The following is a 14,860-nucleotide window of genomic DNA, read 5'->3' on the forward strand; positions in this document are numbered from 1 at the left end:
TCATGAAACGTGTGCGTCTTGATGACGAACTGATTTCACAGGGCATCTGCGCCGATCGCGCGGATGCCCTTCGCACTCTTATGGCCGGCTTGGTCTCGAGTGGCGGCGAGCGTTTGACCTCGCCGGGCCTTAAGGTGACGCCCGGCTTGCCGTTGCATGTTAAGGGTCGTATTCCCTACGTGGGGCGCGGCGGGCTCAAGCTCGAGGGCGCGCTCGATACGTTTGTGATTGATCCGACGGACCTTGCTTGCCTCGATGTGGGCTGCTCTACGGGCGGCTTTACCGATTGCCTGCTCAAGCGCGGTGCCGCCACAGTCGTTTCGGTCGATGTGGGTCGCGCTCAGTTTGATTGGTCGCTGCGCCAAGACGAGCGCGTGACGCTCCATGAGCGCACCAACGTGACACAGCTGCCCGAGCTTGGCTACGGCGGCGCTATCGACTTGGCCGTGTGCGATGTGTCGTTTACGAGTATCGCGAATATCATCGACGCCGTGCTGGCGTGCCTGAAACCTTCCGGTTCGTTTTGCACGCTCGTAAAGCCCCAGTTTGAGGCGCCGGCTGCGCTGGTGGGCGAGGGCGGCATCGTGACCGACCCCGCCGTCCGCCGTGATACGCTCGTGGCGGCGATTGAGCTCTTTGCCGCTAAGGGCCTGTTCCCGGTCGACGTGTGCGTGTCGCCTATCCATGGTGCCAAGGGCAACGTTGAGTTTTTCCTGTATGGCACGAGGTTTGCCCCTGGCGAGCGCGCCGACGATGAGCTGCAATCCCAGGTATCGGTTTTGAGCGAGAAAGCTGCAACGCTATGAAGGTCTTTCTGGTTCCCAATTACTACAAGCAAGAGGCGGTCGAGAGTGGCCTGATGCTCGAGCTTTGGCTTTCGCGCCAGGGCTACGAGGTCGCATGGGCTGCCGACCAGCGCTCTAGGATCCAGAGCGCGCCCGATGTTGACGATGCCGACCTGGTCATTACGCTCGGCGGCGACGGTACGCTGCTGCGTGCCGCCCGCATTCTCAACTACCGTGAGATTCCCATTTTGGGTCTTTCCTATGGTCATTTGGGTTTTTTGACGGCCGCGAGCCCCGAGGAGCGCGACATTTTGCAGGTCGTGAGCGATGCCCTGTCCGGCGAGCTCCATGTGAGCCGCCGCGCCACCATCGCCGCTGATATCGTTTCGGTGCGCGAAGACGGCACGAAGGATGTCGTGCGCACGTTTGCCCTCAATGATATGGCCCTTACGCGCGGGCCCCTGTCCGATATGGTCGAGTTTGACATCACGGTGTCCGGCCATCATATCGATCGCCTGCGCGGTGACGGCGTGGTTGTATCGACTGCGACTGGCTCCACCGGCTACGCGCTATCTGCCGGCGGCCCCATCGTCAGCCCCGATTACACGGGCATGGTCTGCGTGCCCATCGCTCCGCATACCATTCAGGCTCGCGCCTTTTTGACTTCGCCGAGCGATGTCGTCGAGATCTTTATGTCCGATGATCGCCCGAGCGTGCCGGCGATCGCCATCGACGGACAGTTTATTACCTGCGATGGTACGGTTCAGAGCGTGGCTGTGCGTCGCGGTCCCGGTGATGTGCTGCTGCTGGATTACGGCCCCGAGAGCTTCTATAATTCGGTGAGCCGCGTGTTCTACGGAGTGCGTCATGATCGATGAGCTGCGGGTTTCCAACATTGCACTCATTCGCGAGGCGACGTTGGTTCCGAGCGCGGGCCTAACAGTTCTGACTGGAGAAACCGGCGCCGGTAAGACCGCGCTGCTCTCGGCGCTCAAGCTCATTTTGGGCGAGCGCGCAGATTCGTCGACGGTGCGCGAAGGCGAGACGCTTGCCAGCGTCGAGGCGCGTCTGTTTGACGGTCCGCACGACACGGAGGGCTTCACCGTACAGCGCAGCCTTTCTACCGAGGGCCGCAGTCGCGTAAAAATTGACGGCCGCATCGCCAGCGTGCGCGAACTTTCGGAGCGCGTCGGCGTGATGATGGATCTTTGTGGCCAGCACGAGCACCAGCGCCTGCTCGACCCGGCGCATCATGTTGCCATGGTCGATGCATGGGCAGGGCGCCCGGCGCTCGAGGCGCTTGAGCACTACCGTGCGTGCTTTAAAGCCTCGCGCGCGGCTGCCAAGGAGGTCCGTCGCGTCGAGGAGGCCTCGCGTGCGCAGGGGAGTCGCGTCGAGGAGGCGCGCTTCGCCCTGGAGCGCATCGCCGAGGTCGACCCCAAACCGGGCGAGTACGAGGAGCTCGAGGAGCTGCTGCCGCGCTCCGAGCATGCCGAGGTGTTGGTGGCCACGGCCAACGATGCTCATGCGTCGCTTGCTGCCGAAGGGGGAGCGCTCGATGCCTTGAACAGTGCCGTGGCGGAGCTTTCCCGTATGGCGTCCGTCGACCGCAAGCTGGGCGACATCGCTGATGCCCTTTCGGATGCCTGCATCTCGCTTGAGGATTGTGCCAACGAACTGCGCGCCTATCGCGATGGAGTCGCCTTCGATCCGCGCGAGCTGTCTCGTATGCGCGAGCGCTATTCCGATCTTAAAGGCCTGCTGCGTCAGTGGGGGCCCACCATGGACGATGTCTTTGCCATGCGCGACCGCTCACAAGAGCTGTTGTCGCTGGTAGACGATGGCGATGCGCAGATCAAGAAGGCGCGTGAAGCGCTTGGCGCGGCGGAACGCGAATTGTTCGCCGCCGCCAAGGCGCTTAAGCGTGCGCGCAATATGGCAGCCCCTCGTTTTTGTCACGAGGTTGGCCGCCAAATGGCGCGCTTGGAGATGGGCGGCGCCGAGCTCGTTTGGGAGTCGCGCGATCTTCCGCGTGCCGAATGGACGCCGGCGGGCCCTTCGAGCTACGAGCTTTTGTATCGCAGCGGTGCCGGATTGACACCGCGTCCCCTTCGCCGCATTGCGTCGGGCGGCGAGCTGAGCCGCGTCATGCTGGCGAGCAAGGTTGTCCTCGGCAACGCGGATGGCGTGGATACGCTGGTGTTCGACGAGGTCGATGCCGGTGTCGGCGGCTCTACCGCACGTGCCCTTGCGAGCGTGCTGGCAGATCTTGCCGCTACGCATCAGGTGATTGTCGTAACCCACCTGGCGCAAGTTGCCGTCATGGCCAATAAGCACTACGTGGTGAGCAAAGAGCCCGGCGATGTTCCCCAAACGCATCTGGATGAGGTGGCAGGGGACGCCCGTACTGTAGAGATCGCCCGTATGCTGAGCGGCGATCATTCGGAGGCAAGCCTAGCGCACGCCAGGCAGATGCTGGAAGAAGCTCGAGGCTAGAACGAGCCGGCGGTGCTGGGGGGACAAAATATCAGTAATTGTTGCCACTCCACTTGCTTGTCTGGCCCGACCGTCAAAAACTATGCCGGTTTACTACGATGAGTCGGCGTAGCTCGAGCACGGCTAAAATTGTAAAAAGAAAACCGCAGGTAGAACGCCTACGGTTTTCTTTTAAAACGCGATGTGGTCTCATATTCCGATTTCATCGTAGTAAACCGGCATAGTTTTGTGGGAATGATACATAACGACCCCTGATAAAACCTACTCCACGACCTTATCCGGCTGGATGAGCTCCTCGTAGTAGCTGATGTGCTCTCGGGCGTCTTCAATCTCGGGCAGCAGGAAGTTGTAGATAACCTCGATGATCATCGTGGCGCTCATCTTGGAGAACGCAAAGTCGCCCGTGGTGAGCAGCGCCTCGTGATTCACGGTATTAAAGGTGTAATCGGCCAAGCGAGCAAGCGGAGACTTGCTGTCGCTGCTGATGACGACTACGGTGGCACCGCAGTCGCGAGCTGCTTTTGCCATGCGATTCAGTCGGCGCGACTTGCCGGAGTTCGAGATCAGAACGATGACGTCGCCGGGGCGCAGCGTAAGCGCAAACCCAATCGAAGTCTCGCTGATGGTGCTTGCCATGCAGCGAAGGCCCAGCTGCGAAAACTTAAACGTCGCGTCGAGCGCGACGGCGTTGGTGTTGCCTACGGCAGCAAACTCGATAGCCCCTGCGTTCTTAAACGCGTGCACGACGGCTGCCAGTGTGTCGTGGTCAATACCATCGATAGTCGCATTGAGTTCGCTTACCTTGGCAGCGAGAATATTCTTGAGGCTCTGCTCCATATTGTCGAGCGAGACCTCGTCGGTGAGGCCTTCGTTGCGCTGGCTCTCCAGATCGCGCGCTAGTGAAAACTGGAAACTGCGAAAACTGCCAAAACCCAGTTTGCGGCAGAAGCGCGAGACGGTTGCCTCGGAGGTTGCGGCGGCGCGCGAGAGCTGGGCGGCTGTCAGACGCGGTGCCTCGGACTGGTGCTCTAGGATATAGTCGACAATGCGCTGCTCGGACTCGCTGTACCCCCTGTGTGTGCTAATAAGGGAGAGTGCGCTCTTGCTGCTATCGGACATGGGATGGCTCCTGGCTGGCATAAAAATCGGACTTGTTTTGTAATGTCGTAGTATAGGGGCATTTTCAACTACAAGATACACCTTGCCGTTTCAATGGTTGATGGTAAACTTTCATTGACCGTTTACGGTTATGAAAGAACCTTTCACCGGAGAAATGAGCTGTATTACTTCTCATATAAGCGGTGGGTTGGTATCTTTCAAGTGTGGAAAAACGCGCATCGAAGCGCGTGTAGGGGAGCGCCCGCGGGCGCAGTACTCAAGAAGGAGGGACACATGGCTAAGTTTGACATCATCGCCGCCACCGGTTGCCCGACCGGCATCGCGCACACCTTCATGGCGAAGGAGGCGCTGGAGAAGGCTGCTGCCGAGCGCGGGCTGACCATTAAGGTCGAGACCCATGGCCAGGTCGGTGTCGAGAACGAGCTCACCAAGAGCGAGATCGCTGGTGCCAAGGCCGTCGTCGTCGCAGCCGACAAGGATGTCCAGGCTGAGCGTTTCGCCGGTAAGCCCATGGTTTCCGTTGGTGTTTCCAAGGCCCTGTCTGTCGAGGCTGCCGGTAAGCTGATCGACCGCGCGCTCGCCGCCAAGGGCGACGACACGGTTGCCGCTGCCGCCGATGTCGAGGACGAGGTCGAGGAGAAGGAGTCCATCGGTCACGTCATCTACAAGCACCTCATGAACGGCGTCAGCCACATGCTGGTCTTCGTCGTTGCCGGTGGTGTTCTGACCGCCATTTCGTTCCTGTGGGGCATCACGTCCTTTGATTCGACGGCTGCCGACTACAACAGCTTCGCCGCTATGCTCAAGATCATCGGCGGCATTGCCATGAACCTCATGGTTCCCGTGCTTTCCGCCTACATCGCCGAGTCCATCGGCAAGCGCCCGGCGCTCGTCCCCGGTTTCGTCGCCGGTATGATTGCCATCCAGGGCTTGCCTGTTAACGCCGATACCGGCATGATCGACGCCGGTGGCGCAGGTGTGGGCTTTGGCTTCCTGGGCGGCATCGTCGGCGGCTTCCTCGCTGGCTATGTCATCCTGCTGCTCGAGAAGGTTTTCTCTAAAATTCCCGCGAGCCTTAATGGCCTGAAGGCAATCTTCCTGTATCCGCTGTGCTCTACCGCCATCGTCGGCCTGGTCATGCTCGGTATTTCCGGCCCCATGGCTGCCATTAACCAGGGCATGATGGATTTCCTGCAGAGCCTCGGTAACTCCGGTCCGGTGATCCTTGGCCTGGCCATCGGCTGCATGTGCGCCTTTGATATGGGCGGCCCGGTCAACAAGGCTGCTTACGCTACTGGCACCTTCCTGCTCGGTACCGCTCTCGAAGCTGGCGTCGGCACCGAGACCTACAACTTCGGCACCAACTTCATGGCTGCCGTCTCCGCCGCTTGCATCGTTCCGCCGCTGATCACCACCTTCGCCGTCATCGTCGGCAAGAAGTACTTCAGCCAGGAGGATCATGACGCCGGTATCGTCAACCTCATCCTTGGTTGCACCCACATCACCGAGGGCGCCATTCCGTTCATGACCAAGAACATCTGGCCCGTCATGCCCATCATGATGCTCGGCTCTTCCATCGCTTCCATCTTGACCATTTTCTTCAACGTTCACGATCCGGCGCCTCACGGCGGCTTCCTGGTCCTGCCCGTTGTCGAGAACGGCCCGCAGTGGGTCCTCGCGATCCTCATCGGCGCCGTGGTCGGTGGCATCCTGTTCGTCGCTTTCAAAAAGTATGACTTCGAGAAGAACCAGAAGGCCGCTCCCGCTAAGCCTGTCGAGGCTCCCAAGGCCGCTGCCGTCGAGGCCCCCAAGGCTGAGGCTGCCGACTTCGTGAAGGTCGAGAACGTTTTTGTCGCCGAGAACTTCGCTTCTCGTGACGAGGCCCTGAGCTTTGTCTCCAACCAGGCCGTCAAGGCCGGTCTCGCTGACGACGCCGACGCCGTGATGAACGCCTTCCTGGCCCGCGAGGCCGAGGGCACCACGGGCATGATGGAGGGCTTCGCCATTCCGCATGCCAAGTCCGATGCCATTACCGAGGCCGCCGTCATTGTCGTCAAGGACGACTCTGGCGTGACCGGTTGGGACACCATGGACGGCGCTCCCGTCAACGTGGCTATCGCCCTGCTCATCCCCGGTGCCCAGGCTGGCACCACGCACCTCAAGATCCTGTCCAAGGTCGCCGAGGCGCTCATGGACGAGGGCTTCCGTGCCACCGTCAAGGGTTCCACCGACGCCGCCGAGATCGCCAAGACGATCAACGCTCGCCTGGTCTAATCCCGCAGTTCGCGAATAACATCGCCCCTTGTATATAAGGCGGAGACTCCACCAGGAGTCCCCGCCTTTTTCTATCCCTCTCATAAGTTGCGGTGAAATAGGGACTGCTTAAACGATTCACCCCCAATTCAGCCCCTATTTCACCGCAACTTACAAAAGGGCATAGAGGGGGCTGTCTATCGAGTCTTTGTCACGAACAGGTCATCAGCCAGAATTCCGTTCGCACGATATTGCTCTGGACCGACCAAGTTTCCGCAGCTCGCCTGTCGGGCGGGGCGGTTAAGTTTGTCGCGAGTTCCGCACGCAAAGGAAAGCACTTAATGTGCTTTCCGTCTTGCGCAGGACTGTAGAGCAGCAAACTTAACCGCCCCGCCCGGCAGGCGAGCGTGCTGCAACGACATCCGTCCAATAATTCGTGCGAAACACAATGAAAAACAGTTTGATGTGAGTTAATATAAACAACGTCGTGAATATGGCTCCTGTCGCATGGTCGACAGGGGTTAAACACAAAAAAGGAGTCAATTATGGTTTCTGAGAAGGCTACCCTCGTTAATCCTCAGGGTCTTCACATGCGTCCGGCTGGTCTCTTCGCCTCCACCATGGGCAAGTACGCCTGCGACGTTACGGTCGTCACCCCCGAGAAGGAGGTCAACGGCAAGTCCCCGATGGCCCTCATGGCTGCTGGTATCCCCTGTGGTACCGAGGTCGAGGTCAAGTGCGACGGCGCTGACGAGGCCGAGGCTCTGGCTGCTGCCATCGAGCTCATCAAGAGCGGTCTTGGCGAGTAGAACTCAAACGGGTCGCATGTTGAACAACTAAGTTCATATTTGGGGGCGCAGTGACCTGTTATAAGGTAGCTGCGCTCTTTTGTCATGGATATGGCAAAACGCTTTATCACATGACACGGAGAGAGGAATGGGAATGTATCAGGGAGTCAACGCTTCCGAGGGCATCGGTATCGGCACCGTCATGGTTGCCGTCGATCCCGACTTGACGTTTGAGCCGCACGAGGTTGCTGATTCGGCAGCAGAGAAGGAGCGCTATCAGTCCGCTCTTTCGGTCTTCTGCGAGAAGACCCAGGCTCAGGCCGACCACATGAAGGAGACGGTGGGCGAGGCCGAGGCCGAGATCATGAGCGGACACATTGTCCTGGCTCAGGACCCGGGCATGACCGACGCCATCAACGCCGCCATTGACGGTGGCACCTGTGCCGAGCAGGCGCTCATGGACACTTCGACCATGTTCGAGAACATGTTCCTGTCCATGGACGACGAGATGTTCCGTCTGCGCGCGGCCGACATCGCCGACATCCGCACCGGTATTCTGGCCGAGCTGCTGGGCAAGGAGGTCGTCGACCTCTCCGTCCTGCCCGAGAACACCGTTGTTGTCGTGCACGACCTTACGCCGTCTATGACCGCCACGATCGATAAGGCCCACGTTGCCGGTATCGTCACCGAGACCGGTGGCCGCACGTCGCACTCCGCAATCATCGCGCGCGCCCTCGAAATCCCGGCTGTCCTTTCGGTTTCCAACAGCTGCACCGCGCTGCGCAACGGCATGACCGTTGTCGTCGACGGTGGCAAGGGCATCGTCGAGGCCGATCCCAACGAGGAGACGCTCGCCGCCTACACTGCCAAGGCCGAGGCCTTCGCTGCCGAGAAGGCGGCCCTCGAGGCCTTCCGTGGTAAGCCGTCCGTGACTGCCGATGGCATCAAGAAGATCATCGCCTGCAACATCGGTAACCCCGATGACGTGCCCAACGCGCTCGATCACGATGCCGAGGCTATCGGTCTGTTCCGCTCCGAGTTCCTGTTCATGGACTCTGCCGAGCTTCCTTCCGAGGAGGAGCAGTTCAACGCCTACCGCAAGGTCGCCAGCGCGCTCAAGGGCGCTCCGGTCATCATCCGCACGCTCGATGTGGGTGGCGACAAGGAGATTCCGTACCTGCACATGGTCAAGGAAGATAACCCCTTCATGGGCTTCCGCGCCGTGCGTTACTGCCTGGCCAATCCCGATCAGTACAAGGTCCAACTCCGCGCCCTGCTGCGCGCCAGCGCCTTCGGCGATGTCAAGATCATGATCCCGCTCGTCACCTGCGTCGAGGAGGTCGTGGCTGTCAAGGAGCTCGTCGAGCAGTGCAAGGCCGAGCTGACCGAAGAGGGCCGCAAGTTCAACGAGAACATCGAGGTCGGCATCATGGTCGAGACGCCCGCCGCTTCGCTGCTCGCTGACCGCCTGGCCGAGGTTGCCGACTTCTTCTCCATCGGCACCAACGACCTGATCGGCTACACCATGTGCGCCGACCGTGGCAACGACACCATCTCCAACCTGTACCAGGTGTACTATCCCGCCGTGCTCCGCTCGCTCAAGAACATCATCGAGAGCGGCGTGAAGGCCGGCATCATGGTCGGTATGTGCGGCGAGGCCGCTGCCGATCCGCTGCTCGAGCCGCTGCTGATCAGCTGGGGCCTGGAGGAGTTCTCGATGAGCGCTCCGTCTATCCTGCGCGCCCGCAAGACCATCAGCCAGTGGACCAAGGCCGAGTGCGACGAGCTTGCCGAGAAGGCGCTCGCCTGCAACACCGCCGCTGAGGTCAAGGCACTGCTCGAGTCCGCAGCTCGCTAATTTGGTATCAGAGGTAACCGCGTGGTTGGAATGGGCCGGCCACGCGGCCCTCACATATACAGGGGGTACTGTAAATGTTCTACACGCTAACCGCTAACCCGGCTGTCGACATGACGGTTTCGAGCTCTCCGCTCGAGCCCGACGAGAACGTCCGCACCGGCTCGGCCAGCTACACGGCTAACGGCAAGGGCCTCGACGTGTCCTTCGCCTTTAAGAAGATGGGTGTCGACACCGTCGCTCTCGGCTTCTTCGCCGGCTTCACGGGCAAGTTCATCGTCGAGGAGGTCATGAACCTTGGCTGCCTGTGCCGCCCGGTCTGGACCGACGGCATCACGCGTATCAACACCTACGTCAACGATGGCCAGCACGAGTACGGCATCCTCAACCCCGGCGCCCCGATCACGCCGCAGCATCAGGAGGAGCTCTACGACATCCTGGACACCGCGGGCGATCTTGAGTGCCTGATCGTCTCTGGCTCCGTGCCTCCCAAAGCTACGCCCGACTTCCTGGCTAAGGTCATGGAGCACGCTCAGGCTCGTGGCGCCGACGTCGTCCTGGACCTGTCCTCTGACAAGCTCAAGGAGCTCGCTCACAAGAAGCCGCTGCTCATCAAGCCGAACCATCACGAGATGAAGGCCATCTTCGGCGTGCCGGTTGACACCGACGACGAGGTCCGCGTTGCCATGAAGTTGGCTCACGATGCTGGCGTTCAGAACGTGCTGCTCACCCGCGGTAGCCGCGGCGACGCTTACTTCTCCAATGGCGAGGACATCTGGTACGCCAAGCGTGAGTTCAACATCAAGCTGGTCTCTTCCGTCTGCGCCGGCGACTGCACCCTCGCCGCGTTCCTGCACAAGTGGTACAGGGATCGCGACAACGTCGAGGAGGCCATGAAGCTCGCTATGGCCACCGGCGCCAACGTTGCCGAGTCCGTCGGCATCGGCGACTTCGGTCACGTCGATGAGTACAGCAAGCGCGTTGCTGTCCGCAAGCTCGATCGCAAGTAAGCGAAACACGACATATTCGTGGTTCTATGGCGCCCCGGTTTTGGCCGGGGCGCCATTTTTGTATATTGTGGGCGAGCAACAGTACAAACGCATCTGAGCTATTTGCTCGTCATCCTGCCGCCCTGCACGCGTTCTACACCGTTTGCCGGGTTGCTATGGTCTTTTCCTGAAGCGTGGAATATACTTTCATCAACACGTTGCCTTGTGAAAGGAACATTCATGATTTACACGCTCACTGCAAATCCGGCCATTGACTACAACATTGCCTGCGACGGTCTTTCCGCCAACACCGTCAACCGCACTCGTAACGCGGTCTATACGCCCAACGGCAAGGGTCTCAATGTCTCGTTCACCCTCAATCACTATGGCGTCGACACCACGATCCTGGGCTTTTTTGCCGGCTTCTCGGGCGAGTTTATCGTCAAGGGCGCCGAGGCCCTGGGCGTGCCCGTCAAGCCCGTGTGGACCGACGGCATCACGCGCGTCAACGTTTTCCTCAACGCCGGTCCCGACACCGAGTACAACATGGTCAACGCGGGTGCCGCCATCAATGCGGCCAACGAGCAGGAGATGTTTGAGCTCATCGATTCGCTCGACGATATGACCTGCCTGGTCATTAGCGGCTCGCTGCCCCCCAACACCTCTGAGGGTTTCCTGGCCGAGGTCCTGCGCCGTGTTAAGGCAAAGGGTGCCGAGTTCGTGCTCGATATCTCGAGCCATCAGCTGGCCGACCTCATTGCCATGGAGCCGTTGCTCATTAAGCCCAACGACGACGAGCTGCTCGACATCTTTGGCATTAAGGTGAGTGGTGGCGACGACGAGTCCGTTAAGGGCGCGATGGCCGAGCTGCACGCCAAGGGCGCCAAGAACGTTCTGCTGACCCTTGGTGGCGACGGCGCGTACTTCTCCAACGGCGAGCATATCTGGTTTGCCAACCGCACCTTTGAGGTCAAGCTGCTGTCGACGGTCTGCGCCGGCGATTCCTCGCTTGCCGCCTTCCTGTCTGTGTGGCACGACGCTCCCGAGCGCGTCGAGGACGCACTGCGCCTCTCGATGGCTACCGGCGCCAACGTGGTGGAGTGCCCCGGTCTGGGCGATTTTGCCAAGGTGGACGAATATAAGAAGCACATCGAGGTTCGCCAGGTCTGCTAGCCGCATCGATACATCGTTGCCGAACACCCGCTTTGGATTCCCAAGGCGGGTTTTTGCGTTCTGGTCGTATGTGGCGCTTACTGTCCCGTTCGTTCGAATTGACCGCGTGATTGCATGTGCGCACATGCTCGTTTCTTGTTAGACTTCTTGAGAACCATCGATTAACGCTTACATGCGTAGGAGGCCATAGGTATGTGCAATGTTTCGCTCAACGGTACGCAGCCCTCAGACGCCTCCCTGCGTGTGCTACGTGCGCTTGAGGCAGCCGGTCTTGAGGCCTGGTTCGTGGGCGGTTGGGTACGTGACGCCCTGATGGGACGCCCCAGCCACGATGTCGACATGTGCTGCAGTGGTCTGTGGCAGGAGTCCAAGGCGGCGCTCGAGGTCGCCGGCATTGCGGTGGTTGAGTCGGGGATTAAATTTGGCGGCATTACTGCTATTTGTGACGATGAGCGCATTGAGGTCACGTCGTATCGCCTGGATGGTTTTTATACCGATGGTCGCCATCCCCAGAGTGTGGAGCGTGCGGCGTCGCTTGAAGACGATCTGGCGCGTCGTGACTTTACCGTTAACGCCATGGCTTGGCACCCCCAGCGCGGTCTTGTCGACCGCTACGATGGCCAGGGCGACCTTGAACGCAAGCTGATCCGTGCCGTTGGAGATCCTAAGCGTCGCTTTAACGAGGATGCGCTTCGCATGCTACGCGCGGTACGTTTTGCCTGTCGTTTGGATTTTATGATCGAGCCTAAGACTAAACTGGCGCTTGCCGAGTGCTCGCCGCTGCTCGATGCCGTGGCACGCGAGCGCGTGGGCATTGAGCTCGAAGGCATTCTTTCGACCGGTCATGGGGGAGACGCGATGCTGCGCTACCCCGAGCTTATTTGTGCCGCCGTGCCCGAGCTTTCGCCGGCTCGTGGGTTTGACCAGCGCAGCGTCTACCATGCCTTTAATGTCTACGAGCATATCGCTCGCGTGTTGACGGTGGCGGGGGAGCTGGCACTGTGTGACGGCGTCGCGCCTTCGTCGAGTTTAATGTGGGCAGCGTTTTTGCATGACGTCTCCAAGCCCGATTGCTTTACGGTCGACCATGCGGGCAGCGGTCACTTTTACGGTCATCCCGAGCTTGGCGCCAAGAAGGCGCGCGCCATTATGGATCGTCTGGCGCTTTCGCACGATTTGGTTCGCGATGTGTGTCTGCTTATCAAGTATCACGATAAGCCGTTGCGTCCCGAGCGTTCCTGTTTGCTCAATATGATGCGCTTGCTTTCGGGCGAGGGCGTCGACACGCCGCGTCTGATTGACGAGCTTATGGACCTTAAGCGTGCCGATACGCTGGGTAAGGCGCCGTCGTGCTTCTATTACGTCGAGACGATCGAGGAAATGCGCTCACTCGCCCACGGACTTCTTGAGGCAGGGGAGCCCTATACGCTCAAGATGCTTGCCATCAACGGCGGCGATTTGATTCGCGCCGGCGTCAAACCGGGGCCGGAGTTGGGGCAGCTTCTCAATGCCGCCCTCGACGCTGTGATCGAGGATAACGTCCCCAACGAGCGCGAAGCCCTTTTGGCCCATCTGCACCTGGGATAAACATCCTTCGGTTCGTCCCAAATGATCTACTTAGTTCACCTGCGTGTTCCATAACCTCCCGACAAAATTTGGGCAATTTGGAATTTCTTCTTGCGCTCGCGTTTTTTGTCCCGTAATATATTTCCTCGCAGCACGGCAGTGCAGATGTCATGTGGCCCGTTCGTCTAGCGGTTTAGGACGCCGCCCTCTCAAGGCGGAGATCACCAGTTCGAATCTGGTACGGGCTACCACTTCTTTTTCTGCTGAGTCTTATGGCCCGTTCGTCTAGCGGTTTAGGACGCCGCCCTCTCAAGGCGGAGATCACCAGTTCGAATCTGGTACGGGCTACCATGTTTTAGATACCCGGCCTTTCGCGAGAAGGTCGGGTTTTTTATTGCATACGGGCTGGTCTGTTAATCCCATTTGCCCCATAGCTTTACGTTTTGCTCATCTCTCATACGGGTACAATAGGCCAGATACTTTGACGGTCAGAAGGAGCCTCATGACGGAGTCCTCTCAGCATAGCCCAAAGCCCCAGGTCGAGGTTTCTGGCGGCGATGACAACAAGAGCGCGCGTCGCGGCGCTATCTTCATCGGCGTTGTGCTGATCGGCTACATCGTCTATCTGGTCGTGACCGGGCAGATGGGACAGTTTTGGGCCGCTATGTCCAGCGTTCAGATGCCCTGGCTCTTCGCTGCATGCTTTTGCATGTTTTTGTATCTCGTTTTTGGCATCGTAGCGTACGCGATCGCCGTTTGGCTCGACCCCGATTCGCCCGTCGGCATCCGCGACCTCATTTCGGTCGAGGCGAGCGGCATCTTCTTTGGCAACCTGACGCCCATGATGATGGGCTCTACGCCTGCCCAGATTTACCGCCTGACCAAAGCCGGCCAAAACGTGGGCGAGGCGGGTGCCACGCAGTTCACGCGCTTTATTGTGTACCAATTTGGCCTGGTGGCATGGGGTGCCATTCTGCTGCTCGCCCGCATGCCGTTTTTCGCCGAGCGTTATGGCGACATGACGTTGCTGTGCGTCTTTAGCTTTGGCGGCCACTGCTGCATCCTGCTCGGCATCTTTGCCGTGGCGTTGATGCCCAAGACCGTAACGCGCGTCGCTCATTGCATCATCAATTGGCTCGAGCGCGTGGGCGTCTCGGCCACAAAGATCGAGGGCTGGCGCACCTTTGTCGATGGCGAGATCTATTCGTTCTCCGAGAAATTCAAACTCTCCGCCGGTCATTTTTCGTCCATGCTGCTCACGGTCGTCATCACTATGCTGCAGCTGGCGTTTTTCTACCTGGTTCCGTACTTTTTGATGCTCTCCTTTGGCCACCACGAAGTCGACTTTTTCTCGGTCATGGCCGCGAGTGCCTTTGTCCAGCTGCTGAGCTCCGCCGTTCCGCTGCCCGGCGGCACCGGTGGCGCCGAGGGCGGCTTCGCACTGTTTTTGGGTCACTTTTTTGGCACGGCATCGACTGCCGGCTATCTGCTGTGGCGTCTGATCACCTTTATCGCGCCGACCATTTTGGCCGCCCCGCTGCTGGGCCTTAAGAGCGCTCATAACGAGAGTATCCATGCGCGCTGGGACCGTGTGATGCGAAAGCTTGGACGCACGCCTCAGACGTCCTCTACGCCCGTTAAGGCGCATCCTGCGTGCCAGGTTACCGTGGACCCCAATCAGCGTGCTCAAAAGGCTGCTGTGGCCTCTAAGCCGGCTCGCAAGACCTACGTTCGCCAGACTGGCGACGGCATCCGCGTTTCCCCTGCGGCGCTCAATAAAAAGAAGCGGCCCTAGGATTCAGCGTGCGAGTCGTGCGTTCTTGATGATGCTCGTCA

11 protein-coding genes and 2 tRNA genes are annotated in these 14,860 nt (G+C 59.7%); 12 read left to right on the top strand and 1 reads right to left on the bottom strand.

All coding sequences use genetic code 11. The annotated features are described in order from the left end of the window. Window positions 1-2: 2 nt before the first annotated feature. The 3 genes from V2391_RS01720 to V2391_RS01730 are packed head-to-tail and all read left to right on the top strand — an operon-like array spanning window position 3 to window position 3,281. Window positions 3-806, top strand: a complete 804-nt coding sequence (locus V2391_RS01720; protein WP_329738231.1) for a TlyA family RNA methyltransferase — start codon at window positions 3-5, stop codon at window positions 804-806. After that, window positions 803-1,663, top strand: coding sequence for an NAD(+)/NADH kinase (locus V2391_RS01725; protein WP_329737992.1), 861 nt, complete (start codon window positions 803-805; stop codon window positions 1,661-1,663). The genes V2391_RS01720 and V2391_RS01725 overlap by 4 nt, the downstream gene beginning before the upstream one ends. Beyond that, window positions 1,653-3,281, top strand: coding sequence for a DNA repair protein RecN (locus tag V2391_RS01730; RefSeq protein ID WP_329737993.1), 1,629 nt, complete (start codon window positions 1,653-1,655; stop codon window positions 3,279-3,281). Before V2391_RS01725 ends, V2391_RS01730 begins: the two co-directional genes overlap by 11 nt. A 261-nt stretch (window positions 3,282-3,542) precedes the next feature. On the opposite strand, the gene V2391_RS01735 is transcribed toward V2391_RS01730, so the two are convergent. After that, on the bottom strand, window positions 3,543-4,400 hold the full coding sequence (locus V2391_RS01735) for a MurR/RpiR family transcriptional regulator (RefSeq protein WP_196022807.1): 858 nt from the start codon (window positions 4,398-4,400) through the stop codon (window positions 3,543-3,545). 273 nt (window positions 4,401-4,673) lie between these two features. Here V2391_RS01735 and V2391_RS01740 point away from each other — a divergent pair, with 273 nt between their 5' ends. From V2391_RS01740 to V2391_RS01780, 9 genes are all read left to right on the top strand, one after another. Further along, entirely contained in the window at window positions 4,674-6,674 is a 2,001-nt protein-coding gene (locus tag V2391_RS01740; RefSeq protein ID WP_329737994.1) for a fructose-specific PTS transporter subunit EIIC, read from the top strand. Between the two features lie 524 nt (window positions 6,675-7,198). Further along, window positions 7,199-7,462 carry an HPr family phosphocarrier protein gene (locus V2391_RS01745; protein ID WP_022094575.1) on the top strand — a complete coding sequence of 88 codons (264 nt, stop codon included), beginning with the start codon at window positions 7,199-7,201 and terminating at the stop codon, window positions 7,460-7,462. A 133-nt stretch (window positions 7,463-7,595) separates the two neighbouring features. Next, entirely contained in the window at window positions 7,596-9,299 is a 1,704-nt protein-coding gene (ptsP, locus tag V2391_RS01750; protein WP_329737995.1) for a phosphoenolpyruvate--protein phosphotransferase, read from the top strand. Between the two features lie 74 nt (window positions 9,300-9,373). Then, a complete protein-coding gene (locus tag V2391_RS01755; RefSeq protein ID WP_329737996.1) occupies window positions 9,374-10,306 on the top strand; it encodes a 1-phosphofructokinase family hexose kinase in 933 nt (310 codons plus the stop codon). A 219-nt stretch (window positions 10,307-10,525) separates the two neighbouring features. Next, complete coding sequence (locus V2391_RS01760) at window positions 10,526-11,458, top strand: 1-phosphofructokinase family hexose kinase (RefSeq protein ID WP_329737997.1); 933 nt, start codon at window positions 10,526-10,528, stop codon at window positions 11,456-11,458. 192 nt (window positions 11,459-11,650) lie between these two features. Beyond that, on the top strand, window positions 11,651-13,045 hold the full coding sequence (locus V2391_RS01765; protein ID WP_329737998.1) for a CCA tRNA nucleotidyltransferase: 1,395 nt from the start codon (window positions 11,651-11,653) through the stop codon (window positions 13,043-13,045). Between the two features lie 153 nt (window positions 13,046-13,198). Further along, window positions 13,199-13,275, top strand: a tRNA-Glu gene (locus V2391_RS01770). Window positions 13,276-13,298: 23 nt separating this feature from the next. Then, window positions 13,299-13,375: transfer RNA gene (locus tag V2391_RS01775), tRNA-Glu, on the top strand. Window positions 13,376-13,526: 151 nt separating this feature from the next. Then, window positions 13,527-14,819, top strand: coding sequence for a lysylphosphatidylglycerol synthase transmembrane domain-containing protein (locus tag V2391_RS01780; RefSeq protein ID WP_329737999.1), 1,293 nt, complete (start codon window positions 13,527-13,529; stop codon window positions 14,817-14,819). The last annotated feature ends 41 nt before the right edge of the window (window positions 14,820-14,860 follow it).

The organism is Collinsella sp. CM84Y_54 (genome assembly GCF_036317945.1).
In the GTDB taxonomy this organism is placed as follows: Bacteria; Actinomycetota; Coriobacteriia; order Coriobacteriales; family Coriobacteriaceae; genus Collinsella.

Excerpts from the sequence above, each read along its gene's own strand:
- V2391_RS01720 (WP_329738231.1), top strand. The coding sequence starts at position 3 with ATGAAACGTGTGCGTCTTGATGACGAACTGATTTCACAGGGCATCTGC.
- V2391_RS01725 (WP_329737992.1), top strand. The coding sequence starts at position 803 with ATGAAGGTCTTTCTGGTTCCCAATTACTACAAGCAAGAGGCGGTCGAG.
- V2391_RS01730 (WP_329737993.1), top strand. The coding sequence starts at position 1,653 with ATGATCGATGAGCTGCGGGTTTCCAACATTGCACTCATTCGCGAGGCG.
- V2391_RS01735 (WP_196022807.1), bottom strand. The coding sequence starts at position 4,400 with ATGTCCGATAGCAGCAAGAGCGCACTCTCCCTTATTAGCACACACAGG.
- V2391_RS01740 (WP_329737994.1), top strand. The coding sequence starts at position 4,674 with ATGGCTAAGTTTGACATCATCGCCGCCACCGGTTGCCCGACCGGCATC.
- V2391_RS01745 (WP_022094575.1), top strand. The coding sequence starts at position 7,199 with ATGGTTTCTGAGAAGGCTACCCTCGTTAATCCTCAGGGTCTTCACATG.
- ptsP (WP_329737995.1), top strand. The coding sequence starts at position 7,596 with ATGTATCAGGGAGTCAACGCTTCCGAGGGCATCGGTATCGGCACCGTC.
- V2391_RS01755 (WP_329737996.1), top strand. The coding sequence starts at position 9,374 with ATGTTCTACACGCTAACCGCTAACCCGGCTGTCGACATGACGGTTTCG.
- V2391_RS01760 (WP_329737997.1), top strand. The coding sequence starts at position 10,526 with ATGATTTACACGCTCACTGCAAATCCGGCCATTGACTACAACATTGCC.
- V2391_RS01765 (WP_329737998.1), top strand. The coding sequence starts at position 11,651 with ATGTGCAATGTTTCGCTCAACGGTACGCAGCCCTCAGACGCCTCCCTG.
- V2391_RS01780 (WP_329737999.1), top strand. The coding sequence starts at position 13,527 with ATGACGGAGTCCTCTCAGCATAGCCCAAAGCCCCAGGTCGAGGTTTCT.